Origin of the sequence: Mesorhizobium sp. B3-2-1 (assembly GCF_006439515.1) — a bacterium.
Taxonomy (GTDB): Bacteria; Pseudomonadota; Alphaproteobacteria; order Rhizobiales; family Rhizobiaceae; genus Mesorhizobium.
In genome coordinates, this window is the sequence record NZ_VFTI01000006.1 from 176441 (window position 1) to 202888 (window position 26448).

Below are 26448 nucleotides of genomic sequence, written 5' to 3' on the forward strand. Positions count from 1 at the left end.
TCTTTTCCGGGGACCGGACATGTTTTGACTGGTCCAAAAAATTCAAAGTCCGCGCTCTTTACACGAAACAGCCCCTCGACAAAACTGCGGCAGAGCCTAATTCAGGCCATCCTTTCACCGTCGCGAGGCAGTCATGACCGCCGTCACACCGAAATTCGGGATGGGCGCTTTCGTTCGGCGCGCCGACAATTTCCCGTTCTGCCATTTCGAGACCCGCTACGTGCCCTCGATCGCGGGCAGAGACGCGCGGCCAAAGTGACATCAAGGGCGGAGGCGCGGCCAGAAACCACCGGCGGCCACGGTACGCTGAGAGGCATCGTGCTGAAGATCGTCTCCGTGGCGGTTTTTGTTTGCATGCAAACCTGTATCAAGGCGGCGGGCGACGTGCCTGCCGGGCAGATCGTCTTCTTCCGTTCCTTCTTCGCCATCTTTCCGATCATTGCCTTCCTGGCATTGAAAGGACATCTGGCCACGGCATTCGCCACGAAACGTCCTTTCAACCACGTCGCGCGTGGCGTCGTCGGCGTCGGTGCCATGGGGCTCGGCTTTTTCGCGCTCACCAGGCTGCCCTTGCCGGAGGCGATCACCCTGAACTATGCACAGCCGCTGCTGGTCGTGGTGTTCTCCTCGGTGTTCCTCGGCGAGACGATCCGCGTCTATCGCTGGAGCGCCGTCGCGATCGGCCTCATTGGCGTGCTCATCATTTCCTGGCCGGAACTGACGCTGCTCAATTCGGATCAAGGGCTGGATGACCAGGAGGTCCTGGGCGTCATGGCCGCGCTGGCGGCCGCGGCAATCTCGGCTGTCGCCATGCTGCTGGTGCGCAATCTCGTGCAGACGGAGAAGACGGCCACCATCGTGCTGTGGTTCTCGTCGACCGCGAGCGTGCTCTCGCTGCTGACGCTGCCCTTCGGCTGGCAATCGCTGACGCCGGCGCAAGCAGCACTGCTCATCATGGCCGGCTTTTGTGGCGGCCTCGGCCAGATTCTCATGACCGCGGCCTATCGCCATGCCGAAGCCTCGGTCGTGGCGCCTTTCGAATACACCTCGATGATCCTGGGTGTCGTCGTCGGCTATTTCGTTTTCGGCGACGTGACCTCGTCCGGCACGCTGGTCGGTGGTGCGATCGTGGTGGCAGCCGGCATCTTCATCATCTGGCGCGAACGGCAACTCGGTCTGGAACGCACGAGGACCCGAAAGGCGGCCCTGCCGCAGGGTTGATCAGGACCGTTCCGACCGCTCCTTTGCCAGGCGTACCAGCGCCGCCCGTGTCTGCTCATCGCCCGGGAAAAAGGATTCGATCGCCAGTTCCGACAGCGTGACATCCAGCGGCGTGCCGAACACGGTAATGGTGCTGATGAACGATAGCACCTGATCGCCATGGGCAAGCCTGAGCGGGTGGACGACGGCATTCGGCTCGACCGGCGCCGGCCGGCCGCTCTTCAGGCCGGAGGGGTAGCCGCGAAGCTCTTGCTCCAATGCGACCAGCACCGGGTCGCCGGCGGCATCGTTCTGATGCTTCAGCCGTTCGAGCAGGTGAGTGCGCCATTCCTGGAGGTTGACGATACGCGGCGCGACACCACCCGGGTGCAGGCTGAGCCGCAGCACGTTGACGGGTGGCTGGAGCAATGAGGGCTCGGAAATATCGGCCAGGAATGGCCCGATTGCCGCGTTGGCCTTAACCAGGTTCCAATGCCGGTCCACCGCCAATGCCGGAAACGGCTCATGCCCCTTGAGCACGATCTCGACCGCCGCCATCGCCGGTGCCAGCGTCGTATCGGTGAGCGACCGTTCGCCGAAGCTCGGCGCAAAGCCCGCGGCCAGCAGCAATTGATTGCGTTGCCGCAGTGGGATCGCAAGCTGCTCGGCCAGATGCAGCACCATGTCGCGCGAAGGCGCGGCGCGACCGCTTTCGACGAAGGAGAGATGCCGCTGCGAAATTTCCGCTTCCATGGCGAGATCGAGCTGGCTCATGCGGCGGCGCGTACGCCATTCGCGGATGAGACTGCCGGCGGAGGTTTGAGGCGTTGTCATGGGAGAATGGTTAGGCTGCGGGCCAAAGCATTTCAATTACCTGCGAAGTCATCGCTAGGAGAGCGCCCGCAGCTTCGCCTTCACCTCGAGAAAATCCCGCCATGCCAGCTTCTTGTGTGCGGGCGTCCGCAAGAGATAGGCCGGGTGCAATGTCGGCATGGCAGGAATGGCAATGCCGGACGCCGTGGTGTGGATGCGCCAGTTGCCGCGCAGCCGCAGGATACCTTCCGAGGTGTTGAGCAAGGTCTTGGCCGACGGACCGCCGAGATTGATCAGCACCTTGGGATTGACCAGCTCGATCTGACGCTCGATGAACGGCCGGCAGATCTCGGTCTCGTGCGGCGTCGGCGTGCGGTTGCCGGGCGGCCGCCAGGGAATGACATTGGCTATGTAGACCGAGCCTCGGTCGAGCCCGATCGCAGCCAGCATGCGGTCGAGCAGGCGGCCCGAGCGGCCAACGAAGGGCAGGCCTTCAATGTCCTCGTCACGGCCGGGGGCTTCACCGACCAGCATGACAGCGGCTTGTGGGTTGCCGTCGGCGAATACGAGGTTCTTGGCGGTGGCCTTGAGATTGCAGCCCTCGAAAGCGGCCATGTGCTGGCGCAGCTCGTCGAGGGACACTGCCGCGGTGGCCAACTGGCGCGCCAGCGCCGCCTGCGCTTCGTCGGGCACGGCCGAGGTCGACGGGCGCGGGGCCGGAGCATCCGGCACTGCGCGCCCATCGAGGCGCGGCGGAGCCAAGGGCGGTTCCGGTGCGCTGCTTTCGCGTGGCGTCGCCGTCGGCATGCGCTCCGCCGGCTTCGGCGCGGCCTCCGCGAACCGGTTGACCGGCGCATCCTCCAAAGCCTCGTCAACACCCGCGCTGGCATAGAAGGCGAGCAGATCGGCGAGATCGACCGGATTGTTGGGAGAGGCGGCAGTCATGGCCGCACCATCGTCCGGGCGGCATCGATTTGCAACCTCGGAAGGCGTGGCGATAGCCAATCCCAAGGCGACGTCGCGGCCTAGCCGGTGGGTATGCGTGGATCTTGCACGAGATAGAAGGTCCATCGCGGCGTGTAGTCGGTCATCAGGAACTCGAAGCTGGCGGTCCTCATAGGATCGACCTTGCCGTTCTTGAACAGCAGCCGGTCATAGGGTTCGAACTCGCGATCGAAATCGGCGAAATTGCTCGACCAGATATTGTCGGGCGTCTTGTTGCGCTGGTCGAACGAAAGCCCGTCTCCGAACACGCTCGGCTGGTCCAGTATTTCCTGCAGCTCGAACTGGAATTCGATCCAGGCCTGGCCGCTGTTGTTGAGCACGTCAAGGCGCATATACATGATACCGTTGGCGAACTCACCCGCCTTGCCGAATGTCTGGATCGGCTTTGTGGTGCGGATGGTCAGCGTCACGGGTGTCGCCGAATTCAGCTCTTCGGTGATGACCAGCGGATCGTCCTTGGTTCCGATGCCGGAGGCTCCGGTGATGCGGAAACCGCCAAGCTCGTCGGAGAACGAGTACGCGCCTGTCGCCCAGACCTTCACTTCATCCGCGACGGCATGACCCGGCGCCAAAGCCAGAAGGGCCAAAGTAATCGCCCGGCAGGCCCGGCCGGGCGTTGATGGAAAGCGCGTCGAAGAGAAGCCGCCTGGCCCGGGAATGCGCATGGCGGGAAGTATGGCCGATAAGCAAGCCGTCGAACAATAGAAAACGCAAGCTTGGGCGTGCCACGCCGCACGGAAACGGCTTGGGTGCCGCGGAATGCGCGACTTTTTGGCCAAATCCGCATTGTCACGTATGCGCCGGTTTCCTGTCGCCAATTGATGCGCTATGCAGCGCGGGAGCCAGCAAGATACGCCAACTGCGGCAAGCCAGTGCGGAGGGGTTGATGAGCGATATCGAACGCGAGAGCATGGAATTCGACGTGGTCATCGTCGGTGCCGGTCCGGCCGGCCTTGCCGCGGCCATCCGCCTCAAGCAGGTCAATCCCGAGCTTTCCGTCGTCGTGCTGGAAAAGGGCGGCGAGGTCGGCGCCCATATCCTGTCGGGTGCCGTCGTCGATCCGATCGGCATCGACCGGCTGCTGCCCGGCTGGCGCGAGGAGGATGGTCATCCCTTCAAGACGCCGGTCACGGCGGACCATTTCCTGGTGCTCGGCCCCGCCGGCTCGTTCCGCCTGCCCAACATCTTGATGCCGCCGCTGATGAACAACCACGGCAACTACATCGTCTCGCTGGGTAACGTCTGCCGCTGGCTGGCCGGCAAGGCCGAGGCGCTTGGCGTCGAGATCTATCCAGGCTTTGCCGCGACCGGCCTGCTCTACAACGAGGCGGGCGCCGTCACCGGCGTCGTCACCGGCGACATGGGCGTCGAGAAGGACGGCACGCACGGTCCGGGCTTCGCACCGGGCATGGCGCTGATGGGCAAGTATGTGCTCATCGGCGAGGGCGCGCGCGGTTCGCTCGCCAAGCAGCTGATCGCCAAATACAAACTCTCCGATGGCCGCGAGCCGGGCAAATACGGCATCGGCCTCAAGGAACTCTGGCAGGTCACGCCGGAGAACCATCGGCCGGGTCTGGTGCAGCATTCCTTCGGCTGGCCGCTCGACATGAAGACCGGCGGCGGATCTTTCCTCTACCACCTCGAGGACAATCAGGTGGCGGTCGGTTTCGTCGTCCACCTCAACTACAAGAACCCGTATCTATCGCCTTTCGAGGAGTTCCAGCGTTTCAAGACGCATCCCGCGATCAAGGGTACCTTCGAAGGCGCCAAGCGGTTGGGCTATGGCGCGCGCGCCATCACCGAAGGCGGCTGGCAGTCGGTGCCCAAACTGTCCTTCCCCGGCGGCGCGCTGATGGGCTGCGCGGCGGGCTTCGTCAACGTGCCGCGCATCAAGGGCTCCCACAATGCGGTGCTGTCGGGGATGCTGGCGGCCGATCATGTTGCCGAGGCGATTGGCGCCGGCCGTGCCAATGACGAGCTTTCCGCCTACGAGGAAGCCTGGCGGGCGACCGACATCGGCAAGGACCTGAAGAAGGTGCGCAACGTCAAGCCGCTCTGGTCGCGCTTCGGCACCATCATCGGCGTCGGCCTCGGCGGCCTCGATATGTGGCTGAACACGCTGTTCGGCGTCTCGCCCTTCGGCACGCTGAAGCATGGCAAGGCCGATTATGCCACGCTCGAGCCTGCCGCCCAGCACAAGAAGATCGCCTATCCGAAGCCGGATGGCGTGCTCACCTTCGACCGGCTCTCCTCGGTGTTCCTGTCCAACACCAATCACGAGGAAAACGAGCCGGTGCACCTGATCGTCGGCGACATGGCTCTGCAGCAACGCTCCGAGCACGATGTCTTCGCCGGACCTTCCACGCGCTATTGCCCGGCGGGCGTCTATGAGTGGGTGGACAAGGATGGCAACGCCGCCGCCGATCCGCAAGCCAAGGACGTGCGCTTCGTCATCAACGCGCAGAATTGCGTCCACTGCAAGACCTGCGATATCAAGGACCCGAACCAGAACATCGACTGGGTGCCGCCGCAAGGCGGTGAAGGACCGGTCTACCAAGGTATGTGAGCCGAGCGCCGGCAGGCCGTCTCGACCCGGCGGAAGAAATACCGGCCATGCGAGCGGCAGCGGATCTGTTTCTCGCCGTTGCGAAACGGGCGGCTTCGCTCAAGCCCGTTGAAGCGCAGCGCCGAGTGTGGTCTGCTTGGCCACTGACAAAGGGGAGGCGGACATGCGCCTGACCAGCCTGACGATGCTCACTGCGGCCTGTGTGCTGTCCTGTGTGTCAGCCGCATCGGCGGGCACAAGGCTCGTCGTTCACGTGCGTAGCTATGATGTTGCCGGAAGGACCGGGGCCGACCTTATCGAGGCCATGGATCGGCAGGGACCCAAGCACGGCTATATGACGCGCGCTATCGCCGAAACCGGCTACACCGTACATTGGGATCTCGACATCAGCCGCCAGGATGGGGCCTGTCATTTGCGACAGGCCAACGGCACACTCGACCTGACCTACACCTTCCCGCGGCTCTCGCCGACAAGCCAAGGTCTGCGCAAGCGCTGGGACCGTTTCATGGCCGGCGTCCGCAAGCACGAGCACACCCATGGCCGGATTGCGAAAGGCATGATGCGGGCCACCGAGACTGCGCTTGCCGGCCTGGAGCGTCCGGACAACTGGTTCTGCACGGGCACACACCTCGAGGCGAGGCGGCGCATCAACACCATCTATGCCGAATACGAAGCCAAGCAGAATGCTTTCGACGCGCGCGAGCATCGTGGCGGCGGCCATGTCGAGCACCTTGTCGACGCGCTGACCAAGCCTTGACTGGTGCGCACTGCGAGCGTTGGCTCCGTTTCGGATCAGCCGCGCGGCCTGTTTGGAACGTCGCGTGCCGCGAGCGCGCTCTCATGCTCGTCATGGGGTTGCTTGTCGCTCGTGCGGACGGAGAACTCGACCAGCACCGGCAGATGATCCGAGCCGGTATCCTCCAGCCGCGTCGAAGACAGGATGGTCAGCCCGCCCTTGCTGAACACCTGGTCGATCGGCAGCCCCGCATAGCGGCGCAGGAAGTCGGGCAATGTCCGGTGGATCCAGGTCGGGCCGGCTGAAGGCATGAGTTTCAGTCCGCCGAGAGCCGCTACCCGCCGCACCGCCGCACTCCATGGCACGGCGTTGCAATCCCCGGCCATGATCGCGGTCTCGCCGAGCGCCGCCAGTGGCTGCGCCAGTTCGCCGATCTGCCAGTATTGCTCCTTCGGCCAGGGCCAGCTCAAATGGATCGCGGCGACATCGACATCGCTCCCGCCTAAGTCGATGGTGGCGGTCGCCATGGCGCCGCGCGGCTCGCAACGCGGCGCGGTATTGGCGGCAAACGGCCGGCGCGACAGCAGCGCCACGCCGAACATGCCGTTCGGGTAGGGGCAGAGGATCCGATAGGGGTAGGCGCTGGCGATGTAGCCAAGCTCGGTCGACCACATCGCCGACACTTCGTCGAGCGTGATCACGTCCGGATTGGTGCGGCCGATCAGCGAGAGCACTTTCTTCGGCGTTGGGTTGTTGAAGCGCAGGTTCATCTGCAGCAGGCTGTAGACGATCTGGTCGGCGGGCTTGGCAACCGCCGGCTGCGGCCACGGCCTGGGCAACGCGCTTGCCGTCGTGGCCAGGCAGCCGATGGCGAAGAGCAGTGCCGCGGCCGCCTGCAGCCGGTAGGAACTCGCAAGCAGGGGCAGCGCCAAAAGCGCCATCAGCACGCTGAGGTGAATGCGGAAATGCGAGAAGGAATCGAAAGCGGGGTGCAGCGCGCCGAAGAACCCGGCCAACAAAGCCGCCGACAATGCCGTCATCGCCAGGAATGCCAGCCCAGCCGTCATGTTCAAGCGAGCGCCTGTTGTCATTGAGGTCGTGTCTGCGAGGTCGTGTCCGCTGAATGCCACCTGTCGATCCGTTCGATTTGCTTATCGGCCAAATTGCGGCCTGAGCAAGACGACGAATTGCCTCGCCGAGGCTTCGCGCGACGCCTACTGGAATGCTGTCTCCGAAAAGCTCCGGAGCTTGCGTGAATGCAGCCGCTCCATCGGCATCTCGGCCAGCTTCTCCATCGCCCTGATGCCGATGGTCAGGTGCTGCGCCACCTGGCGTTTGTAGAACTCGGTCGCCATCCCAGGCAATTTCAGTTCGCCATGCAGCGGCTTGTCGGAAACGCACAGCAGCGTGCCGTAGGGGACGCGAAAGCGGAAGCCATTGGCCGCGATCGTCGCCGATTCCATATCGAGCGCGATCGCGCGCGATTGCGACAGGCGCTGCACCGGTCCGCGCTGGTCGCGCAGTTCCCAGTTGCGGTTGTCGATAGTGGCGACGGTGCCGGTGCGCATGATGCGCTTCAAATCATAGCCCGACAGGCCGGTGACCTCGGCGACCGCTTCCTGCAGCGCAACCTGGATCTCGGCCAGCGGCGGAATCGGCACCCAGACCGGCAGATCGTCGTCCAGCACGTGGTCCTCGCGCACATAGGCATGCGCCAGCACATAGTCACCCAGCGCCTGGGTGTTGCGCAGGCCGGCGCAGTGACCAAGCATCACCCAGGCATGCGGCCGAAGCACCGCGATATGGTCGGTGATGGTCTTGGCGTTGGAAGGGCCCACGCCGATATTGACCATGGTGATGCCGCCATGGTTCGGCTTCTTCAGATGATAGGCCGGCATCTGCGGCAGGCGCTGTGGCGCTACGCCCTCGCTGGGCGCGCGCTGCCCGGCCCGGGTGATAACGTTGCCAGGTTCGACAAATTCCGCGTAGCCGTCACCACCTTTTTCCATCAGGTCGCGGGCGCGGGCGACGAACTCGTCGATGTAGAACTGATAGTTGGTGAACAACACGAAGTTCTGGAAATGCTGCGGGCTGGTTGCGGTGTAATGCGTCATGCGGTGCAGTGAATAATCGATGCGCTGCGCCGTGAACGGCGCCAGCGGCCGGGGCTCGCCGAAGGCGGCCTCGAACGTACCGTTGGCGATCTGGTCGTCGGTGCCGTCGAGGTCCGGCACGTCGAACAGGTCGCGGATCGGCCGCTCGATACGTTCGGCAGCGGCGCCGTCGACATAGGTGCCTTCCAGGAAAGCAAAATGCAGCGGGATCGGCGTGGTCGATTCAGAGACCGTCACCGACACCCCGTGATTGCGCATGATCAGCCGAAGTTGCTCGGTGAGATAGGCTTCGAACAGGATCGGCTGGGTGACCGTGGTAGCGAAATGACCTGGTGTCGGCATGTGGCCATAGGCCTGGCGCGAGTCGACCTGGGTGAACGAACTCGTGGTGACGCCGATCTGAGGATAGAAGGCCCGGTAACGTTTGCTGCTGTCGCCGCCCGCGGCAAGTGCCGCAAAGGAGTCGCGCAGGAACTTGGTGTTGCGGTCGTAGAGCACCTCGAGCGCGGCAACGGCCTTTTTGGCGTTGTCGAAGCTTTGCCGGCCAAAAGGCTCGGGCATGACAACCGATTCGATGGCTTGGGGGTAGATTCGCTTTTCCATGGCTCAATATAGAGACTTGGACGGGCGGTTGGGAGGGGGCTCGCCGCCGAAGGCGCTCAAAGCGCCATTTTTTCTTATCCGCGCTGCAGGCTGACCAGCAGCACGAACCCGACGCCGGACTTTCTGAGCGCCGGCGCCTCGATCGTCGAGCCGGCATCGGCGCGCATCATCGGCACTGCCAGGACCGGAGCGGCCAGGAGCATCAGGATAAGCGCCGCCCGCGGCAGCAGCCGGAGGATCCTGGAGAGATTGGCGGCGATGCGGTTCATGATGTCTGTGCTTTTCTTTTCGAGGTTCTCTGTTTCAGTGGCGAAGGTTGGTCGGGCAGGCGAGGCGGCACATTCTGGTGGCTTCGTCCCACGAGCGGGGGGAACGGCCCGCTTCGGCGACGAGGATGGCGAAGAACATTCCAAACAGGCTCATCAGCAGGCAGACGATGGTGAAGCGGCGAGCAAGCATTGGGTCCGTGTCTCCTTCAACACGCCGGAGAATGCGCTGACGCCTCTGAACCGGCCCTGATGCCAGCGTTCATCTGCGGTTCAAATTGATTGACGGGATATTGGCTGGCTTGCCGGCTACCCGAATGCCGATCGAGCGCCACTGCCTGCGCCTCGATAAAACGAAAACGGGGCCCGCCAGGCCCCGTTTTGAGATCACAAGGGGATTGACGATCAGAGCTTGTGCCAGATCTGGCTCTTGCAGATCAGTCCGCCGAGCACGCAACCGCTCATCTTGAGCGAGGCACCCGATAATGTCGCCTTGCCGGAATAGGTCTTGTCGTTTGCCGGATCGGTGATGTTGCCGGTATATTTGTTATCGCCGGCTGCCGTGAGCGAGCCGATGGTCTTGCCGGCATATTTACCGGACTTGAGCGTGATGGAAAATGAACCGCCGCCTGAAATGGCCGCGGTGTCGCCCGCCTGCGTTTTCCAGTTGCCCTCGATCGGATCGGCCCATGCTGCGCCGCCCAGCATCAAAGTGGCCGCTAGGGCCAGGCTCACTTTTCGAAACATGTCTTCCTCCCTTTGGATGGCCGGCCGGATGCTCCGCCTCGCCGGTCTGCCGCTTACGCAAACGTAAGCTAATCCAGCTTCCGTCAAAACAAAAGCGGTGCCGCAACGGAAGACTTCGGCATTTTGAAAGCGCCTGAATTCGCCTTGTCGGCGCGGAAATGAAAACGATCGGCGCGTCGCGTTTGTTTCCCGTGGTTAGCGGAGTATTGATTGCGGCCCCGAAAACTTTCGTCAAATTTGACGAAAACCAGCCGAATTGCTGGCTTCGTATCCTTAACGAATTTCCGCGTTTACCTCTTGTTTTAGCTTTGTTTTCCTCAAATTAAGCACGCCATTTAACGACGGATTCAAGCCTGCGCGGCATTCTCGAAAGCATCGAAAGAGCGGCCCGGACAAGACAAACGGAGGCAGCTCTCGGGAGCCAGACAGGGGACTAAAATGGCACGTTTTGAAATGCTTGAAGCAGGCTTCGGCGCCATGGGGGCAACTGCCCAGGCCGACATTCTTTTCGAATTGGGCATGATGTATGCGACCGGTCGCGATTGCGAGACCGACGTCGTTGCCGCCCACAAATGGTTCAACATCGCCGCCATCAAGGGTTCGGCCCGCGCCGCGGAGTTGCGCTCGGAACTCTCGGCGGCCATGTCGAAGGTCGAGATCGCCAAGGCCCTGCGCGAAGCTCGCGAATGGATGACCATGCACTGAGTTCCGTCAGGCGGGGACGCTCCGGCCAAGGCCGCTAAAAGACGGTCGGGCCAACAGGGATAAGGCTGCGCAGACAGCCAGGCCACAGGCCAACAATGAAAAGAATGCGGCAGGCCGGCAGGTCCAAGCCGCGCGACGGACCATGATCCCGAAGTGGATCGGGGCTTCGGCAAGATCATGGCCAACAGGAAGACAGGGAAGGTGGGTTGGGTTCACAGCGCGGGGGCGCCGGGGAAACAGCCTGACAGGCAAAAAAGCCACGACCAGCCGAAACAAGGCTGGCGTGGCTTTTTTGCGTGGATGAGGCCGCGCAGGCCCAATCGAGCGGCGTCAATGCGCCTAGACAGGCCCGATGAAGGATGAAATTGTCCCGCCTCTCTGGAAGAAGCGCAGCCGGGGCGGCCGCGCGTGAGTGGAGGAGTTCCATTGTCATGAAAAAACTGAGGATTTTGAGCGCGGCCATTTTCGGCCTGATGATGAGCGCGCCGGTCGCATTCGCCGACGACATCACCGTCTCGGTGGTCGGCCCGATGACCGGACAGCTCGCGACCATCGGCGATCAGTTCAAGCAAGGCGCACAGGCCGCAGCCGATGCCATCAACGCCGCGGGCGGCGTCAACGGCTCGATGATCAAGCTCGACATCGAGGACGACCAGTGCGATCCCAAGCAGGCCGTGTCGGTCGCCAACCGCATCGTTGCCAACGGCGTCAAGTTCATCGATGGCCATGCCTGCTCGGGTTCGAGCATCCCGGCCTCGGCGGTCTATGCCGAAGCCGGTGCGCTGATGATGAGCCCGGCTTCCTCGAACCCGGTGCTGACCGATGCGGCGGCCAAGAACGGCTGGTCGACGATCATGCGTCTTTATACGCGTGACGACGCGCAGGGCGCCTTCATCGGTCCGTGGATCGCCAAGAAGTACGCCGGCAAGAATGTCGTGATCCTGCACGACAAGAGCGCCTACGGTCAGGGCGTGGCGGACGCCGTCAGGGCGACCATGAACGCTGGCGGCCTCAAGGAAGTCTACTATGATGCCATCAACCCCGGCGAGAAGGACTATTCGGCGCTTGTCACCAAGCTGAAGGACCTCAAGGCCGATGTCGTCTATTTCGGTGGCTACCATCCTGAGGCCGGCCTGATCCTGCGTCAGGCGGCGGAGCAGAACCTGAAGTTCCAGCTGATCATGCCGGATTCGATCGCCTCGCCGGAATTCTGGCAGGTTGCCGGCCCGGCCGGCGAGGGCACCATGTTCGTGTTCCCGTCGGATCCGCAGGCAAAGCCGGAAGCCAAGGCCGCCGTCGAGAAGATCAAGGCCGGCGGCTTCGTGCCGGAAGGCTTCACGCTGTTCTCCTACGCCGTGGTCCAGGCTTTCGCCGAAGGAATCAAGCGTGCCGGCAGCGACGATCCGGCCAAGGTTGCCGAAGCGTTGAAGAACGGCACGCCGATCAGCACCGTTGTCGGCGACGTCACCTTCGACGAGAAGGGCGACCTCAAGAATGCCAGCTACGACATCAATCAGTGGCACAACGGCAAATACGCACCGATCGCGCAGTAACCGCTCTGGCGATCAGATAATCTAAGGAAATGGCCGGGTTCGTCCCGGCCATTTCTGTTTGCGGCTCGCGATGCGCTCCTTCTATCGGCCGGTGGCGGTGGTCGATGCGCCCTGTTCCTCGACGAACCGCACCAGCACCGTGCCGTCGTTGACCTGTGACCCTTCCCCGGCGATCTCGGCAATCACCCCATCATGCGGGGCGGCGATGGTGTGCTCCATCTTCATCGCCTCGAGGATCAACAGAATTTGCCCTTTGATCACAGCGTCGCCTTTCGCCACGCGCACAAGCTTGACGAGGCCCGGCATCGGCGCGCGCAGGCTGCCGGAGGCGGCAGCCGCTTCATCGCTCCTCGCCAGGGAATCCGGCACGGTGAAAGTATAGCCGACAGCGCCTTCGAACACCGTGATGTGGCCAGGCCAGCGGGCAAGGCGGGGAACGGCGCGAAGGTCATGCGAATTGATGCTGTCGTAAGGCGCATCGAGCGCCACCTGAAAGCGTCCGTCCGGCCGCATTGAAACCTTTGCCTGAATTGCCTCGTCGCCGAACTTCAGCCGCATGCGCCGCACCAGGGCCTGAAAATGCGCATAGCCGGCAAGCGACGACCACGGATCGTCCGACCACGGCAATGCTCCGGCACCCGAGGCCGCCAGGGCGGCGGCCGAGATGATTTCGCCGGTCGGCGGGGCTATCGCCGTCAGCGCTTCCTGGTGTCTCCCGATCAGGCCGGTGTCGACGTCGCCTGCCGCCAAATCCGGATCGGCCGCAAGGGCGGCAAGAAAAGCGGTATTGACGGTGGAGCCGGCAATCTCGGTTTGCGCGAGCGCTGTGCGGAGCGCTTCCAGCGCCGCCTGTCTGTCCCCGGCATGGACGACCAGCTTCGCGATCATGGGGTCGTAATAGGGCGAGACTGCATCGCCGGCCCGCACGCCGGTCTCGATGCGCATCGCAGCGCCTTCGGGGGCAACACCCGGAAATTTCAGGTGGTGCAGCGTGCCCGTTGCCGGCAGAAATCCCTTGGCCGCGTCCTCGGCATAGATGCGCGCTTCGATAGCATGGCCGGCAAGCGCGATCTCGCTTTGTGACTTCGGCAGTTTTTCCCCGCTGGCGACCCGCAATTGCCACTCGACCAGATCGGTGCCGGTGACCATCTCTGTAACCGGATGCTCGACCTGCAGGCGGGTGTTCATTTCCATGAACCAGAAGCGGTCGGACTTGAGGCCTTGCGAGGCGTCGACGATGAACTCGATGGTGCCGGCGCCGGAATAGTTGATTGCCTTGGCGGCCTTTACCGCCGCCTCCGTCATTGCCTTGCGCAAAGCCGGCGTCATGCCGGGGGCGGGGGCCTCCTCGATCACCTTCTGGTGGCGGCGTTGCGCCGAGCAGTCGCGTTCGTAGAGATGCACGGCATTGCCGAAATTATCGCCGAACACCTGCACCTCGATATGCCGTGGCTTGTCGACATATTTCTCGACCAGCACGCGGTCGTCGCCGAAGGCGGCCTTGGCCTCGCGCCGGGCGCTGGACAGCGCTTCGGAAAAATCATCGGGATGCTCGACCCGGCGCATGCCCTTGCCGCCGCCGCCGGCACGCGCCTTGATCAGCACGGGATAGCCGATCTCGCGGGCCTTTGAGGCAAGCAGCACGATCTCCTGCGCCTCGCCATGATAGCCTGGAACCACCGGAACGCCGGCCTTCTCCATCAACCGCTTGGCGGCGTCCTTCAGCCCCATGGCGCGGATCGAGGCCGCCGAGGGGCCGATGAAAATGAGGCCCGCCGCCGCTACCTGGTCGACGAAATCGGGGTTCTCCGACAGGAATCCGTAACCGGGATGAATGGCTTGCGCGCCCGTTCCCAGCGCCGCCGCGACAATCCTGTCGCCGCGCAGATAGCTCTCGCCGACAGGCGAGGGACCGATATGGACCGCCTCGTCGGCCATCTCGGCATGCAGGGATCTCGCATCGGCATCCGAATAGACGGCGACGGTGTGCACGCCAAGCTTGCGGGCGGTGCGGATGACGCGGCAAGCGATCTCGCCCCGATTGGCGATCAGGATTTTCGTGAACATGGAGCCTCCCGGATTTGCGTCGGGCGGCGCCGTTCCGGCAGGCGCCCGCTTATTTGGACGCGGCGATCTCGCAGGCGCCGCCGTTTGTCACCTTGTAGTGAGCGCGCGTGCCCAGACAGGATTTCATGGCCAGTTCCTCCGCCATCTTTTGCGACGGCGCGTTCAGCCGCGCGCCGCAGAGGATGTAGAGAGAAACCACCCTGGAGTACGGCGTGGTGGCATAGGCGGAATGGCCGGTGGCCGCGACATAGGCCTTGTAGGCCTTTGTGCACGGCGACTTCGGATCGCCATTCAAAGACGGCGGGAAACGCTTGTCTCCCTCGCTTCCCGCCAGTGATCCGGCCACGCCGAAACCGGACGAAGTGATCATTAACAACCCGGCCAGTATCGCCGTGGCTGTCCGTCCGGAATTCGTGGATCTCATGTTGCTCCCCCCCCTCGGAAAAAAATCTCGTCTGGTTGCCTACTTCGACGCCGAGATAGCGCAGCCGCCGCTCGCGGTCTTGACCTTCCACCGCGTCAAGCCGGCCTGGCAGCTGCGCAGCGCCATATCTTCCGCCGCCTTCTGCGACGGCGCATTGAGCTTCGTCCCGCAGATGATGTAGAGGTCGACAACGCGCGAATAAAAAGTCGTGGCGTAGGCCGAATGGCCGCTCGCCGCGATATAAGCCTTGTAGGCAACGTTGCATTCGCTCTTCGGATCCGAGCCCATGGTTGGCGGAAAATGCACGTCTCCCTTGCTCCCCGCCAGTGATCCCGCCGTCGCGGCGCCGACTGTCGTCACGACAAGCAGGCCGGCCAGCATCGATGCGGCTGCCCGTTTGATGATCATGGATTTCATTCTGCTCCCCCCAGGAAAAAAGTGTTTGAGGCCGATGGCCTATTTTGACGCGGCGAGGCCGCAGGCACCGGCTGTGGAGACCTTCCATTGTTTGCGGGCCGCCTGGCAGGACTGCATTGCCTTGGACTCGGCCGCCTGTTGTGACGGCGCGTTGAGAGAGATGCCGCAGATCGTGAACTCGGTCGCCCAGTTGAATGGCGTCATTGCATAGGCGGAATGGCCGCGTGCCGCGACGTATTCGCGGTAATGCTTGCCGCAGCCGCCGGTGGAACCTGGTGCCAAATAGACCGGGAAACGAATGTGGCCTTTGCTGCCTGCAAGCGATTCGGCCATGCTCATGCCGGTCGCCGAGAACATTAGTATTCCTGCAAGTATCGACGCAGCCGACTTGCGACAATATTTCGGAACCATTTTCACCCCACGCCAATTGCCCAACCCGGTGTGAGCAATAGCGAATATTCGGTGCCGCCGCCAGTTCGCCGGTGGAAATTTTCATTTGGCTATGGTGATGAATCGATTGGTCCATACAGTTCAGCTTCCCCAGAGTAGCAATGGCTCTTCGGTATAGTTCTGAAGTCGGGTCATCGAAGCAGCAGAAAGTAACGGTTTCCGGCGATGTGTTCCGTGCGAGGAAGCTGTCGACCGTGCGGACCGCGATCGCAGTCGCTTCAGCCTTCGGATACCGGTAGACACCAGTCGAGATTGCTGGAAAGGCAATTGTCCGGCAGTCATTGGCAAAAGCGATTTCGAGCGAGCGCCGGTAGCAGGAGGCGAGCAGTTCTGCCTCGCCCTTGCCGCCGCCCTGCCAAACCGGCCCGACCGTATGGATGATATGGCGGGCCGGCAGCCGGTAACCCTTGGTCAGCTTTGCATCGCCGGTCTTGCAGCCATTGAGCATGCGACATTCGAATTCGAGCTCCGGCCCGGCGGCGCGGTGAATGGCTCCGTCGACCCCGCCGCCACCGAGCAGCGAGGAGTTGGCTGCGTTGACGATGGCATCGACAGCCAGCTTGGTGATGTCGCCGGTGTGAACGCTGATCCGGTCGCCCGTGGCGCTCATCATCACATCCTGAACACACCGAAGCGTGTCTCCTCGATCTCGGCGTTGAGCGCGGCCGACAGGCTGAGCGCCAGCACCTCGCGTGTCCTGGCCGGATCGATGATGCCGTCGTCCCAGAGCCTTGCCGAGGAATAGAGCGGATGACCCTCATGCTCGTATTTCATCAGGATCGGCTTCTTGAATTTCGCCTCCTCCTCGGCGCTCCATTCCCCGCCCTTGCGCTCGATGCCCTCGCGCTTGACCATGGCAAGCACGGTTGCCGCCTGCTCGCCGCCCATCACCGAGATGCGGGCGTTGGGCCACATCCAAAGGAAGCGCGGTGAGTAGGCGCGGCCGCACATGCCGTAATTGCCGGCCCCGAACGAACCGCCGATGATCACGGTCACTTTCGGCACCCTGGCGGTCGCCACCGCCATCACCAGTTTGGCGCCGTCCTTGGCGATGCCGCCCGCCTCATACTTCTTGCCGACCATGAAGCCGGTGATGTTCTGCAGGAAAACCAGCGGGATCTTGCGCTGGCAGCACAATTCGATGAAGTGCGCGCCCTTCAGCGCGCTTTCGGAAAACAGCACGCCATTGTTGGCGATGATGCCGACCGGCATGCCGTGGAGATGGGCAAAGCCGGTGATCAGCGTCGTGCCATAGTTCTGCTTGAACTCATCGAATTCGGAGCCGTCGACAACGCGCGCGATCACTTCGCGCACGTCATAGGGCTGGCGCAGGTCGGTCGGGACGATGCCGTAAAGTTCATCCGCCGGATGAAGCGGCGGAATCGCGTTCTGTAGGCTCAGGCTTACAGCCTTGTTCCGATTCAGGTTCTTGATGATGCGCCGGCAAATGGCGAGCGCGTGTTCGTCGTCCAGCGCATAGTGATCGGCGACACCGGAAAGCCTGGTGTGTACATCCGCGCCGCCCAACTCCTCGGCGCTGACATCCTCGCCGGTGGCCGCTTTCACCAGCGGCGGTCCGCCGAGGAAGATGGTCGCCTGGTTGCGCACCATGATCGTCTCGTCCGACATCGCCGGCACATAGGCGCCGCCAGCGGTGCAGGAACCCATGACGCAGGCGATCTGCGGAATGCCGGCAGCCGACATGTTGGCCTGGTTGTAGAAGATGCGGCCGAAATGCTCGCGGTCGGGAAAGACCTCGTCCTGGTTGGGCAGATTGGCGCCGCCGCTGTCGACCAGATAGACGCAAGGCAGGTTGTTCTGCAGCGCGATCTCCTGTGCGCGCAGATGCTTCTTCACTGTCAGCGGATAGTAGGTGCCGCCCTTCACCGTGGCGTCGTTGACGACGACCATCACCTCGGTGCCCTCGACGCGGCCGATGCCGGCGATCAGGCCGGCCGACGAGATCTCCTCGCCATACATGGACCACGCCGCGAACTGGCCGATCTCGAGGAAGGGCGAGCCGGTGTCCAGCAATTGCGCCAGGCGTTCGCGCGGCAACAGCTTGCCGCGCGAAACGTGCCGCTCGCGTGCCTCGTCCGAGCCGCCGCGTTCGACGGCCGCGGCCTTCTCGGCGATGTCGGCAACCAGCGCCCGCATACGTTCGGCATTGGCGCGGAAGGTTTCGGAGGAGGGCGAGATCTGGGTTTGCAGCGTGGCCATGCTCACACCCCCTCCGCCATGATTTCCCGCCCAATCAGCCAGCGGCGGATTTCGCTGGTGCCGGCGCCGATCTCGTAGAGCTTGGCGTCGCGCAAAAGCCGGCCAGTCGGATAGTCGTTGATATAGCCGTTGCCGCCAAGCAGCTGGATCGCGTCGAGCGCCATCTGCGTCGCTCTCTCGGCGGCAAACAGCACGCAGCCGGCGGCATCCTTGCGGGTGGTCTGGCCGCGGTCGCAGGCGGCGGCGACGGCGTAGACGTAGGCGCGCGCGGCGCTCATCGCCGTATACATGTCGGCAAGCTTGCCTTGTACCAGCTGGAATTCCCCGATCGGCTGGCCGAATTGCTTGCGCTCGTGAACATAGGGGATTGCCACGTCGAGGCATGCCGCCATCAGGCCGATCGGGCCGCCGGCAAGCACGGCGCGCTCATAGTCGAGCCCAGACATCAGCACCTCGACGCCGCGTCCTTCTTCGTGCAGCACATTGTCGAACGGCACCTCGACATCGCAGAAAACCAGTTCGCCGGTGTTGGACCCCCGCATGCCGAGCTTGTCGAGTTTCTGCGCCACCGAAAACCCCGGCATCGCCTTTTCGACGATGAAGGCGGTGATGCCGCGCGATTCCCGTTCCGGGTCGGTCTTGGCGTAGACGACCAGCGTTTCGGCGTCCGGGCCGTTGGTGATCCACATCTTGGTGCCGTTGAGCACATAGCGGTCATTGCGTTTTTCGGCGCGCAGCTTGAGCGAGACCACGTCGGAGCCGGCTCCCGGCTCCGACATGGCGAGTGCGCCGACGTGCTCGCCCGAACACAGCGGCGGCAGGTATTTTTCCTTCTGTGCCGGCGTTGCCCACCGGTTGATCTGGTTGACGCAGAGATTGGAGTGGGCGCCATAGGAGAGGCCGACCGATGCGGAGGCGCGCGAAATCTCCTCGACCGCGATCACGTGGGCGAGATAGCCCATGCCGCTGCCGCCGAAATCGGGATCGGCGGTTATGCCGAGCAGGCCGAGCGCGCCGAGTTCGCGCCACAGATGCGCCGGGAATTCGTTGTCGCGATCGATGTCGGCGGCGATCGGCGCGATCCTGTCCTGCGCGAAGCGCCTGACCATGTCGCGCAGCGCCTCGATATCCTCGTCATGCCCGAAGCCGAGCGTGTTCGTGTACATGCCGTTCCTCCCCGGTACCAATGCCGACGTTCGCGCCGACCAGGCGCATTGTCATCGAAAGATATGTCGCCGTGACCTCGGCGATCGACAATCGCTCGCCTGGCCGGAACCAGACGATGACGCCGGTCATCATCTGGATCAGCGCCATGGCCGTCAGGCCGGTGTCCTCGATGTGAAAGACTCCGGCCTCGGCGCCATCGCGCAGGATGGAACGCAGTTCCTTTTCGTAAGCCGTGCGCATGCGCAGGATCTGTGTCAGCCTGTCGGGCGATAGGCTGCGCAATTCCATGTTCGAGACATGTGTGGCGTGGCGGCGTTCGATATGAAAGGCGATGTGGTTGCGCACGTAGGCGGCAAGCTGCCACGCCGGATCCGCGCCGGCTGGCCTAGCCTGCTCCCAGGCCTCGCGAAGCCCTTGCATATGCTCGCGCATCAGCGTGAACAGCAGGTCTTCCTTGGTCGGGAAATAGCGGTAGAGCGCGGCTGCCTGCACGCCGACCTCGGCGGCCAACTGGCGCATCGACATCGCTTCATAGCCGTAACGCGCGATCAGGGTGACCGCCGCGTCGCGGACTGCCGCTTCGGTTCGCTCGCCGTCTGATCCTGTGGTTCGTGCCATCGTCGCCTCGTTGGACGGCAATAATAAAACGAACGTTCAATTAATTCAAGAGGAGGTGGGACCTGCCTATGCTATGATCCTGAAATCTTCAGGCGTGATCGAGGTCTCCAGCTCCTCCAGATCGATCCGCGAGACAGCCGCGCCGGGCGGGCCTTGCCGAAGCCGTTCGATCATGGCCGCGATGGCTGCGTCGGCGCCGGTAAGCCATGCCGTAACCGAGCCGTCTCGTTCGTTGCGCACCCAGCCCAGCAGCCCGAACCTCGTCGCTTCGCCTTGCGCCCAGATCCGATAGCCGACACCTTGGACCTTGCCGTATATGCGCGCCTGCACTGCCCTTTTCCGATCACTCATGGCTCGCTCCCTTGCATAGAGTCTGGCGCAGCACCGAACGAAGGCAATTGGCTCGAGGTGCTATCCAACCCGAAAAGCTTGGGATTCCTCCGGAAGATGGATAATTTCGCCCGATTTCGAATCGGCGGCCTACGCGGTCGCGAGAATCCTTCGCAAGTTCTCAGCGCGCGTCCACGGATCGTGATCTCGCCTGCCTGACCGCGGGCCTGAACGACAGGCAAGCCGCGGAGTTGTCGGATGTGCTGACGCGTGTCAGGCATCTGCTCGGCGCCGCGATGGCTCCGGAGCGCCGCGAAGTGCCCTAGTTTCCGCGCGCCGCTGCCAACGCGCCGGGCAATTCCTCGGCGAAGATATCCAGTTCATGGTCGAGACCGACACTGACGCGGATGCAGCGGTCGAGCCCTGGCGCCATCGGCTTGCGGATGAAGACGTCGCGCGACAAAAGTCCCTGAAGCACTTTCAGAGCGAAAGCACCGTCATGGCCGCAGTCGATGGTGACGAAATTGGTCGCCGAGGCGAGCGGCTTCAACCCGTTCTGTTCGGCGATATTGGTGATGCGCCGCCGTCCGGCGGCCACCCGGGCCACCACCGTCTCGAGATAGGCCTGGTCGGCGAGCGCCTCGACGCCGGCGATCTGCGCCATGTGGCTGACGCCGTAATGGTTGCGGATCTTCTCGAAGTCGCTGATCACCTGCGTCTCGGCCAACGCATAGCCGCACCGTATGCCGGCAAGTCCGTAGGCCTTCGAAAAGGTTCGCATGCGGATGACGTTTGGCCGCGAGATATCGATCGGCGGCAGGGCCGAGGCCGGCCCCAATTCGCCATAGGCCTCGTCGAGCACCAGCATGGTGGTTTCCGGCAAGGCTTGCATGAAGCGGATGACCTCGTCGGCTTCCCACCAGCTGCCCATCGGATTGTCCGGATTGGACAGATAGACCAGCGGCGCCTTCTCCCTGACGACCGCCGCGAGCAGACCGTCCAGGCTTTCCCTGTTGTTCTCGTAAGGGACGGTCACCAGTCGGCCGCCGACACCGGCAATGTGGAAGTTGAAGGTCGGATAGGCGCCGAGCGAGGTGACCACCGCATCGCCTGGCGCCACATACATGCGCGCCACCAGGCTGAGCAGGCCGTCGATGCCTTCGCCGACAACGACGTTCTCGACAGCCACGTTGTGATGCGCAGCGGCCGCGACTTTCAGGTCGAAATTGTCGGGATCGCAATACATCCACTGGTCGCGCGCGACGCTCTCCATGCGGGCGATGACGCGCGGCGAGGGGCCAAAGCTGCTCTCATTGGCGCCGATGCGGGCACGGAAAGCGCGCCCGCGCTCACGCTCCTGCGCTTCGGGGCCGACAAACGGCACGGTAGACGGAAGCGCGGCGATGACGGGTGTGAGGAGAGGGCGCTGACGCATGTCGGGAGCTCGGTTGGAAGGAGCCTTCTTGCTAACGTGACCGGATGGTTGGCGCAAGTTGCTCCCAGGCAGCAATTTGTCATGCTGGATTCGGCCACCTCTTTTTGCTAGCCGGACACGATGAGCAATCGATTGCCGCCCGCTTGGTCCAAGCATCTTAAAACTTCATCCGGGCCGAAAATCTCGCAGCCAAAAATCGCGCAACCGAAAGCGAATCCGCCATCGCAGGCGCAAGCTGACGACGCGCTGCCCTCCGCAGCCGCTTATTTCCAGCAGAACCCGGTATCGGCAGACGGAATCATGGCGAGGCCGTGAGGTACGAGCCAGGGAATTGCCGCAGAAACGCCGCATCGCGCAAAGCCGCGATCCGATACGCTCCTATTTTTCCATATTAATGATGCGGGCTTGTTGATTGTGCCGCCGCTTTTCTTTATCCAGCGGCTCAACGGAGAGGTGGCCGAGTGGTCGAAGGCGCTCCCCTGCTAAGGGAGTAGAGGTCAAAAGCTTCTCGTGGGTTCGAATCCCATCCTCTCCGCCATCCTGCTTCGCGCTGCCGTGCTAGCTCACAATGGGCGGCGTCGACGCGGAGAAGATGGCGCCGAAGGCGCCTCGGAATAACCTCAAAAGCCAAGTGGGCCGACGGTTGGTCTTGGGCTTATCTCTGGTTTTTCCGCGCCTCTGCTTGATCCAGAAAGAGCGCGATGTCGCTGGGCAGGTTGCCGGTCTCCAGGAAGGGGGCGTGCCCCTGGTCTGGAACGGTGATTGTCCTGGTGCTGGGATGACGCTTTCGCATCTCCTCCAGCGTTTCCTGCGACAATAGCCTTGAATTGGCGCCGCGTATGATGAGCAGTGGTATGGCCGCCAACGCATCGAACTGCTGCCATAGATCCGGCAATGGCTGTGACAGGTCGAGATTGGCAACCGTATCGACCAGCTTCGAATCGAAATCGGGCTGCAGCCCTTGATTCGTCTCGCGATAGATCGCACGCACCATTCGCTCCCAGTCGCTCTCGGCAAGCGCCGGAAAATCCTGGCTATGAACGTTGCGCTGGGCATCCACCGCCTCGGCGAGGGTTTTCGGCTTTGGCGTGCGTTCGAGATAGGACTGGATGTGGGCGAGGCCGGCGGGCTCGATCACTGGCCCGATGTCGTTGAGCACGATGGCTTTCAGCACCGCCGGCTGCATCGCGCCAAGCACATGGATGATCAGCCCGCCGCGCGAGGTGCCGATGAAGGTCGCCTGTTCGATACCGAGCGCCGCCAGCCCGGCAAGGACGTCGCCGGCTTCGATGCCAACATTATAGTGGCTGACATCGGGATCGTAGGCCGACTGCCCGCGTCCGCGGTAGTCGAAGGCGACGACCTGGCGCGCAAGGGCGGATCGCGTCGAGAGATGGAGCGCAAGCTCGTGAAAATCCCGCGCGTTACGCGTCAAGCCGGGCAGACAGACGACTGGCCAATGCGCGGAATTCGTTTCGCCATAGACGCGCGCATGAAGTCTCAGCCCATCTGGCGCGGCATAGAAGAAGTCGGAGAATCCGCCGTCGCTCGCCATCTGAGTGCCAGTCCTTGTTTAAGTGACCGACTGCTACAGGCGAGGGTGGAGATCGTCAAACACTCTTCCCTTATCCACAAGGGGAGGAGGAAAAAGTGCCTCAGCTGCGCCCGTTCACGAGATCGCCGACGATGTCGTATTTGCCCGAAATACGCATCTTGTAGACCTCGTAATTCTCCATCACGCGCTGCACGTAACTTCTTGTTTCCGTGTAGGGAATCCGCTCGATCCAGTCCACCACCGCATCGATGTCCTTGCCGCGCGGGTCACCGTATTTAGCCACCCACTGGCTGGCCCGGGTCGGGCCGGCATTATAGCCCGCGAAGGTCAATACGTACGAGCCGTTGAAGCGATCGAGCTGTTCGCCGAGGAACGCCGAACCAAGCGTTGCATTGTAGCCGGCGTCGGTCGTCAGCCTGGTCTGCGAAAACTGCAATCCGGCCTTCTTCGCCAATTGCCTGGCGGTTCCCGGCATCAGCTGCAGCAGCCCGCGTGCGCCGGCACTGGATACGGCGCCGACGTTGAATTCGCTTTCCTGGCGGGCGATCGCATAGGCCAGCGCCTTGCCCGAACCTGAAATATTGGCCGAATCGGGGATGACGCCGAGCGGATGCGACAGCGCGCCGACATCGATGCCGCGCGCCCCGGCGATCTTGCCGATTTTCAGCGCCATGAAATGGTTGTCCTGCTTTTCGGCAAGGACAGCGAGCAGCGCCAGTTCACCCGGGCTGGTCAACTGCCCGGCAAGGTCGCGGTAGAGCGTTTCGGCATAACGGTCGTAGCCTGCCTCCTGCAGGCGCTTGATGGCGGAGACGGCCTCGCGGCCGGCAAAGTTCTGCCGGTCGGCGGCACTCGGCTGGGGATAGACGATGTTGAGCGCCTGCCGGCCGACGCGTTCTGCGGCCAACTGGCCGTAAAACGTCGTGCCGTAGGTCGCCGCACGTCCAAAATAGTTCTTGGCATTGCCGGGGCCGCCGACTTCCGCCGCGCGGCCGAGCCAGTAATAGGCGCGCGACAGGGTCATCGGCCCTTGGGCAAGGTCGGCGATGCGCGCGAAATGCGTCGCCGCGAGCTTGGGATCGTTCAGGCCGCGCAGCGCGTACCAGCCGGCGTGGAATTCGGCTTCCGCTGCATTGGCGGCGCTTTCGGCGGCGTGCGTGGCGACTATCTTGTAGGCGGTCTTCATGTCGCCCTGGTCGACCAGTTCGCGCGACAGCACCCGGCGTTCGACCCACCAGGCGTCGGGATCGACCAGGGATTCACGGTCTGCCGGCGCTTGCATGACCATTGCCGCGGCGCCCGCGAAATTCTGCTGCTTGCGCAGATATTCGGCCTGCGCGAAGAAATAGCCGGCCGAGCGCTGCGCCGCCGGCACGGCCTTCAGCAGTTTGGCCGTGTTCTTGTCGCCTCTGTCAGCCGCCGCCCAGGCGTCGGCAAGCGGCTGGGCGCCGGCGAGGCCGGCGACACGCAAGGCGGAATTCACCCGGTCGGCATAGAACATGCGCTCCATGCGAAAACGGTGATCGGCGGTGGGAACGAGGCTGCCGAACTCCTTGATCAGAGCCGTCTCGTCCTTGGCGTCCAGGATTGCGGTGCGCCAGAACGGCGACAGGACCGATCGCGCCGCCTTGGCGTTGCCGGACGACACATAGGCGCGCGCGAGAACCATCACGCCTTCGAATGTCTGCGGCTGGCTGCCGCCGAATGCCTTGACGACGATGTCCGCCGCCGGATTCTCGCGATAGAGTGCGCGCTCGCTGTTCTTGCGCAATGCAACGGTGCCCGGCCAGTTGGGCAGCATCTTCGCGGCTGCTGCGATGTCGCCGCTCGGCACCTTGTCGCCCCCGTAGAGCGCGATCGCCCAGGCCAATATGTGCTGGTCGAGCGATTGTGCGGGCAGCGCGTCGCGCACACCGCGCGCGCCGGGAATATCGCCGGCCGCCAGCGCATCCAGACCGCTTTTCAAGAGCGTGACGCCGGGTGAGGGCGCCGGTCGCGCCTTGTCCTCTACACCAGGCATCGGAATGGCCGAGGTGACCCGCACATCGACGCTGCCGCTGATCGCCACGCCGGGCACCAGCGCGGCGATGGCGCCAAGAAGCGCGAACAGATGGGGCCGACCCCTCGGCATGATCTCGTATCTCTCCTTAATCCAGCATTTTTACCAGCAGGCGAAGAAGCCTAGAAGCCTAAACTTAGGTCGTGAAGGGCTCGTAAACAAAGGGTTATCGAGGCCGTTCGAATTACGTTTGCTGGCACCATGGCAATGCTTGCCGCGCAACAATGTCGAGACTATGGTGCGCGGCTTCGCTTTCGGTTAGAAGGCGCGCACGACAAAACACCGATGCATGTCGCCCAAAAGTGGATACCGGTTTGGGGCCACGACATGCATGAACCAAGAAGTCCCAAGGAGTTGGACGACATGCTGAGAGGCTCGCTTACCGCGCTCGTGACACCGTTCGAAAAGAGCGGGCGTTTCGACGAGAAAGCCTTTCGCGCGTTCATCGAATGGCAGCTTGGCGAAGGCACCACGGGCCTCGTCCCGGTAGGCACCACCGGCGAGTCGCCGACGCTGTCGCATGACGAGCATCGCCATGTCGTCAAGGTCTGCATCGAGGTGGCCAAGGGTCGCGCCCCCGTGGTTGCCGGCGCCGGTTCCAACAACACCGAGGAAGCTGTTGGGCTTGTGCAATATGCCGAGAAGGCCGGTGCCGATGCCGCCCTGGTCGTCACGCCCTACTACAACAAGCCGACGCAGCGCGGCCTCTACGAGCATTTCGCCGCTGTCGCCAGGGCGACCAAGCTGCCGATCATCATCTACAACATCCCGCCGCGCTCGGTGATCGACATGATGCCGGAAACGATGGGCCGGTTGGCGCACGACTTCAAGAACATCGTCGGCGTCAAGGACGCGACAGGCAAAGTCGAGCGCGTGTCCGAGCAGCGCATGACCTGCGGCAAGGATTTCGTCCAGCTTTCCGGCGAGGATGCCTCCGCGCTCGGCTTCAACGCGCATGGCGGCGTCGGCTGCATTTCGGTGACCTCGAACGTCGCGCCGCGGCTGTGCGCCGAATTCCAGGAAGCTACGCTCTCCGGCGACAGCGCCAAGGCGCTGGAACTGCAGGATCGCCTGCTGCCGCTGCACAAGGCCATCTTCATAGAGCCCGGGGTCTCCGGCGCCAAATACGCGCTGTCGAAGCTGGGCAAGGTCGAGAACGTGCTGCGCTCGCCGTTGGTCACCATCGAGCAGTCCACGGCCGAAAAGATCGATGCGGCCATGAAGCACGCCGGCTTGATTAATTAACGAGCCCGTTTGGAACCTCTACTCCTGCGGCCATCTCAAGGCGCCACCTGCGCTTCCGGTGCTCGCGTACTATATGTACGTTCCGCTCCGGTTCCGCGCATGGCCCCGAAAGCACTTCGCTTTCGGAAAGGACCATGCGCAAAGTCGGATTTC

26 protein-coding genes, 1 tRNA gene and 1 pseudogene are annotated in these 26448 nt (G+C 63.1%); 8 read left to right on the top strand and 20 right to left on the bottom strand.

Annotated elements, in window-relative coordinates; all coding sequences use genetic code 11:
• Positions 1–133: 133 nt before the first annotated feature.
• Both FJW08_RS33245 and FJW08_RS08815 read left to right on the top strand, forming a co-directional pair.
• Positions 134–259, top strand: coding sequence for a hypothetical protein (locus FJW08_RS33245; RefSeq protein WP_263498631.1), 126 nt, complete (start codon positions 134–136; stop codon positions 257–259).
• Positions 256–1221 (top strand): DMT family transporter, encoded by a 966-nt coding sequence (locus tag FJW08_RS08815; RefSeq protein ID WP_140810177.1) that lies wholly within the window; start codon positions 256–258, stop codon positions 1219–1221. Before FJW08_RS33245 ends, FJW08_RS08815 begins: the two co-directional genes overlap by 4 nt.
• Here the strand turns inward: FJW08_RS08815 and FJW08_RS08820 are convergent, their stop codons facing one another.
• The 3 genes from FJW08_RS08820 to FJW08_RS08830 all read right to left on the bottom strand — a co-directional run bounded on the left by FJW08_RS08820 (position 1222) and on the right by FJW08_RS08830 (position 3683).
• A complete protein-coding gene (locus tag FJW08_RS08820; protein WP_140810179.1) occupies positions 1222–2034 on the bottom strand; it encodes a helix-turn-helix transcriptional regulator in 813 nt (270 codons plus the stop codon).
• Between the two features lie 54 nt (positions 2035–2088).
• A complete protein-coding gene (locus tag FJW08_RS08825; protein ID WP_140810180.1) occupies positions 2089–2958 on the bottom strand; it encodes a uracil-DNA glycosylase family protein in 870 nt (289 codons plus the stop codon).
• Positions 2959–3038: 80 nt separating this feature from the next.
• Entirely contained in the window at positions 3039–3683 is a 645-nt protein-coding gene (locus FJW08_RS08830) for a hypothetical protein (protein WP_140759205.1), read from the bottom strand.
• A gap of 221 nt (positions 3684–3904) precedes the next feature.
• Here FJW08_RS08830 and FJW08_RS08835 point away from each other — a divergent pair, with 221 nt between their 5' ends.
• Both FJW08_RS08835 and FJW08_RS08840 read left to right on the top strand, forming a co-directional pair.
• A complete protein-coding gene (locus FJW08_RS08835; protein WP_140810181.1) occupies positions 3905–5584 on the top strand; it encodes an electron transfer flavoprotein-ubiquinone oxidoreductase in 1680 nt (559 codons plus the stop codon).
• Positions 5585–5747: 163 nt separating this feature from the next.
• Positions 5748–6341 carry a DUF922 domain-containing protein gene (locus FJW08_RS08840; protein ID WP_140810182.1) on the top strand — a complete coding sequence of 198 codons (594 nt, stop codon included), beginning with the start codon at positions 5748–5750 and terminating at the stop codon, positions 6339–6341.
• Positions 6342–6376: 35 nt separating this feature from the next.
• Here FJW08_RS08840 and FJW08_RS08845 read toward each other — a convergent pair whose 3' ends face one another.
• From FJW08_RS08845 to FJW08_RS08860, 5 genes are all read right to left on the bottom strand, one after another.
• On the bottom strand, positions 6377–7387 hold the full coding sequence (locus tag FJW08_RS08845; protein ID WP_181182883.1) for an endonuclease/exonuclease/phosphatase family protein: 1011 nt from the start codon (positions 7385–7387) through the stop codon (positions 6377–6379).
• A 147-nt stretch (positions 7388–7534) separates the two neighbouring features.
• The gene (locus FJW08_RS08850; protein ID WP_224590567.1) at positions 7535–8995 is read right to left on the bottom strand and encodes an AMP nucleosidase; all 1461 of its coding nucleotides are present in this window, start codon (positions 8993–8995) and stop codon (positions 7535–7537) included.
• A 116-nt stretch (positions 8996–9111) separates the two neighbouring features.
• Complete coding sequence (locus FJW08_RS08855; RefSeq protein WP_140759215.1) at positions 9112–9306, bottom strand: hypothetical protein; 195 nt, start codon at positions 9304–9306, stop codon at positions 9112–9114.
• A gap of 34 nt (positions 9307–9340) precedes the next feature.
• Positions 9341–9496: a hypothetical protein gene (locus FJW08_RS32365; protein WP_181178630.1), complete on the bottom strand. Its 156-nt coding sequence runs from the start codon at positions 9494–9496 to the stop codon at positions 9341–9343.
• 212 nt (positions 9497–9708) lie between these two features.
• Entirely contained in the window at positions 9709–10050 is a 342-nt protein-coding gene (locus tag FJW08_RS08860) for a DUF2147 domain-containing protein (protein WP_140759217.1), read from the bottom strand.
• 438 nt (positions 10051–10488) lie between these two features.
• Here FJW08_RS08860 and FJW08_RS08865 point away from each other — a divergent pair, with 438 nt between their 5' ends.
• Together FJW08_RS08865 and FJW08_RS08870 are read left to right on the top strand one after the other, a co-directional pair.
• Positions 10489–10755, top strand: coding sequence for a sel1 repeat family protein (locus FJW08_RS08865; protein ID WP_010915070.1), 267 nt, complete (start codon positions 10489–10491; stop codon positions 10753–10755).
• A gap of 431 nt (positions 10756–11186) precedes the next feature.
• Positions 11187–12308, top strand: coding sequence for a branched-chain amino acid ABC transporter substrate-binding protein (locus FJW08_RS08870; RefSeq protein ID WP_140810184.1), 1122 nt, complete (start codon positions 11187–11189; stop codon positions 12306–12308).
• Between the two features lie 81 nt (positions 12309–12389).
• On the opposite strand, the gene FJW08_RS08875 is transcribed toward FJW08_RS08870, so the two are convergent.
• The 10 genes and pseudogenes from FJW08_RS08875 to FJW08_RS08920 all read right to left on the bottom strand — a co-directional run bounded on the left by FJW08_RS08875 (position 12390) and on the right by FJW08_RS08920 (position 21436).
• A complete protein-coding gene (locus tag FJW08_RS08875; RefSeq protein WP_140810186.1) occupies positions 12390–14375 on the bottom strand; it encodes an acetyl/propionyl/methylcrotonyl-CoA carboxylase subunit alpha in 1986 nt (661 codons plus the stop codon).
• Between the two features lie 49 nt (positions 14376–14424).
• Positions 14425–14799: a hypothetical protein gene (locus FJW08_RS08880; protein ID WP_181178632.1), complete on the bottom strand. Its 375-nt coding sequence runs from the start codon at positions 14797–14799 to the stop codon at positions 14425–14427.
• A 39-nt stretch (positions 14800–14838) separates the two neighbouring features.
• A complete protein-coding gene (locus FJW08_RS08885) occupies positions 14839–15216 on the bottom strand; it encodes a hypothetical protein (protein WP_140810187.1) in 378 nt (125 codons plus the stop codon).
• Between the two features lie 39 nt (positions 15217–15255).
• Positions 15256–15555 (bottom strand): hypothetical protein, encoded by a 300-nt coding sequence (locus FJW08_RS08890; RefSeq protein ID WP_227791892.1) that lies wholly within the window; start codon positions 15553–15555, stop codon positions 15256–15258.
• A gap of 199 nt (positions 15556–15754) precedes the next feature.
• Positions 15755–16276, bottom strand: a pseudogene (locus tag FJW08_RS08895) (O-acetyl-ADP-ribose deacetylase); the annotation flags it as partial.
• Between the two features lie 2 nt (positions 16277–16278).
• Positions 16279–17886, bottom strand: a complete 1608-nt coding sequence (locus FJW08_RS08900; RefSeq protein ID WP_140810188.1) for a carboxyl transferase domain-containing protein — start codon at positions 17884–17886, stop codon at positions 16279–16281.
• Between the two features lie 2 nt (positions 17887–17888).
• Entirely contained in the window at positions 17889–19052 is a 1164-nt protein-coding gene (locus FJW08_RS08905) for an isovaleryl-CoA dehydrogenase (RefSeq protein WP_140810189.1), read from the bottom strand.
• Positions 19021–19671: a TetR/AcrR family transcriptional regulator gene (locus tag FJW08_RS08910; protein WP_140810190.1), complete on the bottom strand. Its 651-nt coding sequence runs from the start codon at positions 19669–19671 to the stop codon at positions 19021–19023. The genes FJW08_RS08905 and FJW08_RS08910 overlap by 32 nt, the downstream gene beginning before the upstream one ends.
• 66 nt (positions 19672–19737) lie before the next feature.
• Positions 19738–20022 carry an acylphosphatase gene (locus FJW08_RS08915; protein WP_140810191.1) on the bottom strand — a complete coding sequence of 95 codons (285 nt, stop codon included), beginning with the start codon at positions 20020–20022 and terminating at the stop codon, positions 19738–19740.
• A gap of 301 nt (positions 20023–20323) precedes the next feature.
• The gene (locus tag FJW08_RS08920; RefSeq protein ID WP_140810192.1) at positions 20324–21436 is read right to left on the bottom strand and encodes a pyridoxal phosphate-dependent aminotransferase; all 1113 of its coding nucleotides are present in this window, start codon (positions 21434–21436) and stop codon (positions 20324–20326) included.
• A gap of 447 nt (positions 21437–21883) precedes the next feature.
• Between FJW08_RS08920 and FJW08_RS08930 the strand changes: the two genes are divergently transcribed.
• Positions 21884–21974 (top strand) — tRNA-Ser (locus FJW08_RS08930).
• A 117-nt stretch (positions 21975–22091) separates the two neighbouring features.
• On the opposite strand, the gene FJW08_RS08935 is transcribed toward FJW08_RS08930, so the two are convergent.
• The gene (locus tag FJW08_RS08935; RefSeq protein ID WP_140810195.1) at positions 22092–22991 is read right to left on the bottom strand and encodes an alpha/beta hydrolase; all 900 of its coding nucleotides are present in this window, start codon (positions 22989–22991) and stop codon (positions 22092–22094) included.
• A 100-nt stretch (positions 22992–23091) separates the two neighbouring features.
• Positions 23092–25122 (bottom strand): lytic transglycosylase domain-containing protein, encoded by a 2031-nt coding sequence (locus tag FJW08_RS08940; protein WP_140810196.1) that lies wholly within the window; start codon positions 25120–25122, stop codon positions 23092–23094.
• Positions 25123–25413: 291 nt separating this feature from the next.
• On the opposite strand from FJW08_RS08940, the gene dapA reads away from it, so the two are divergent.
• On the top strand, positions 25414–26295 hold the full coding sequence (gene dapA / locus FJW08_RS08945; RefSeq protein ID WP_140810240.1) for a 4-hydroxy-tetrahydrodipicolinate synthase: 882 nt from the start codon (positions 25414–25416) through the stop codon (positions 26293–26295).
• Positions 26296–26448: the final 153 nt, after the last annotated feature.

Excerpts from the sequence above, each read along its gene's own strand:
- FJW08_RS08835 (WP_140810181.1), top strand. The coding sequence starts at position 3,905 with ATGAGCGATATCGAACGCGAGAGCATGGAATTCGACGTGGTCATCGTC.
- FJW08_RS32365 (WP_181178630.1), bottom strand. The coding sequence starts at position 9,496 with ATGCTTGCTCGCCGCTTCACCATCGTCTGCCTGCTGATGAGCCTGTTT.
- FJW08_RS08940 (WP_140810196.1), bottom strand. The coding sequence starts at position 25,122 with ATGCCGAGGGGTCGGCCCCATCTGTTCGCGCTTCTTGGCGCCATCGCC.
- FJW08_RS33245 (WP_263498631.1), top strand. The coding sequence starts at position 134 with ATGACCGCCGTCACACCGAAATTCGGGATGGGCGCTTTCGTTCGGCGC.
- FJW08_RS08935 (WP_140810195.1), bottom strand. The coding sequence starts at position 22,991 with ATGGCGAGCGACGGCGGATTCTCCGACTTCTTCTATGCCGCGCCAGAT.
- FJW08_RS08865 (WP_010915070.1), top strand. The coding sequence starts at position 10,489 with ATGGCACGTTTTGAAATGCTTGAAGCAGGCTTCGGCGCCATGGGGGCA.
- FJW08_RS08825 (WP_140810180.1), bottom strand. The coding sequence starts at position 2,958 with ATGACTGCCGCCTCTCCCAACAATCCGGTCGATCTCGCCGATCTGCTC.
- FJW08_RS08910 (WP_140810190.1), bottom strand. The coding sequence starts at position 19,671 with ATGGCACGAACCACAGGATCAGACGGCGAGCGAACCGAAGCGGCAGTC.
- FJW08_RS08885 (WP_140810187.1), bottom strand. The coding sequence starts at position 15,216 with ATGAAATCCATGATCATCAAACGGGCAGCCGCATCGATGCTGGCCGGC.
- FJW08_RS08890 (WP_227791892.1), bottom strand. The coding sequence starts at position 15,555 with ATGAGCATGGCCGAATCGCTTGCAGGCAGCAAAGGCCACATTCGTTTC.
- FJW08_RS08820 (WP_140810179.1), bottom strand. The coding sequence starts at position 2,034 with ATGACAACGCCTCAAACCTCCGCCGGCAGTCTCATCCGCGAATGGCGT.
- FJW08_RS08840 (WP_140810182.1), top strand. The coding sequence starts at position 5,748 with ATGCGCCTGACCAGCCTGACGATGCTCACTGCGGCCTGTGTGCTGTCC.
- FJW08_RS08830 (WP_140759205.1), bottom strand. The coding sequence starts at position 3,683 with ATGCGCATTCCCGGGCCAGGCGGCTTCTCTTCGACGCGCTTTCCATCA.
- FJW08_RS08880 (WP_181178632.1), bottom strand. The coding sequence starts at position 14,799 with ATGAGATCCACGAATTCCGGACGGACAGCCACGGCGATACTGGCCGGG.
- FJW08_RS08850 (WP_224590567.1), bottom strand. The coding sequence starts at position 8,995 with ATGCCCGAGCCTTTTGGCCGGCAAAGCTTCGACAACGCCAAAAAGGCC.
- FJW08_RS08860 (WP_140759217.1), bottom strand. The coding sequence starts at position 10,050 with ATGTTTCGAAAAGTGAGCCTGGCCCTAGCGGCCACTTTGATGCTGGGC.
- FJW08_RS08905 (WP_140810189.1), bottom strand. The coding sequence starts at position 19,052 with ATGTACACGAACACGCTCGGCTTCGGGCATGACGAGGATATCGAGGCG.
- FJW08_RS08875 (WP_140810186.1), bottom strand. The coding sequence starts at position 14,375 with ATGTTCACGAAAATCCTGATCGCCAATCGGGGCGAGATCGCTTGCCGC.
- FJW08_RS08920 (WP_140810192.1), bottom strand. The coding sequence starts at position 21,436 with ATGCGTCAGCGCCCTCTCCTCACACCCGTCATCGCCGCGCTTCCGTCT.
- FJW08_RS08915 (WP_140810191.1), bottom strand. The coding sequence starts at position 20,022 with ATGAGTGATCGGAAAAGGGCAGTGCAGGCGCGCATATACGGCAAGGTC.
- FJW08_RS08900 (WP_140810188.1), bottom strand. The coding sequence starts at position 17,886 with ATGGCCACGCTGCAAACCCAGATCTCGCCCTCCTCCGAAACCTTCCGC.
- dapA (WP_140810240.1), top strand. The coding sequence starts at position 25,414 with ATGCTGAGAGGCTCGCTTACCGCGCTCGTGACACCGTTCGAAAAGAGC.
- FJW08_RS08870 (WP_140810184.1), top strand. The coding sequence starts at position 11,187 with ATGAAAAAACTGAGGATTTTGAGCGCGGCCATTTTCGGCCTGATGATG.
- FJW08_RS08845 (WP_181182883.1), bottom strand. The coding sequence starts at position 7,387 with ATGACGGCTGGGCTGGCATTCCTGGCGATGACGGCATTGTCGGCGGCT.
- FJW08_RS08855 (WP_140759215.1), bottom strand. The coding sequence starts at position 9,306 with ATGAACCGCATCGCCGCCAATCTCTCCAGGATCCTCCGGCTGCTGCCG.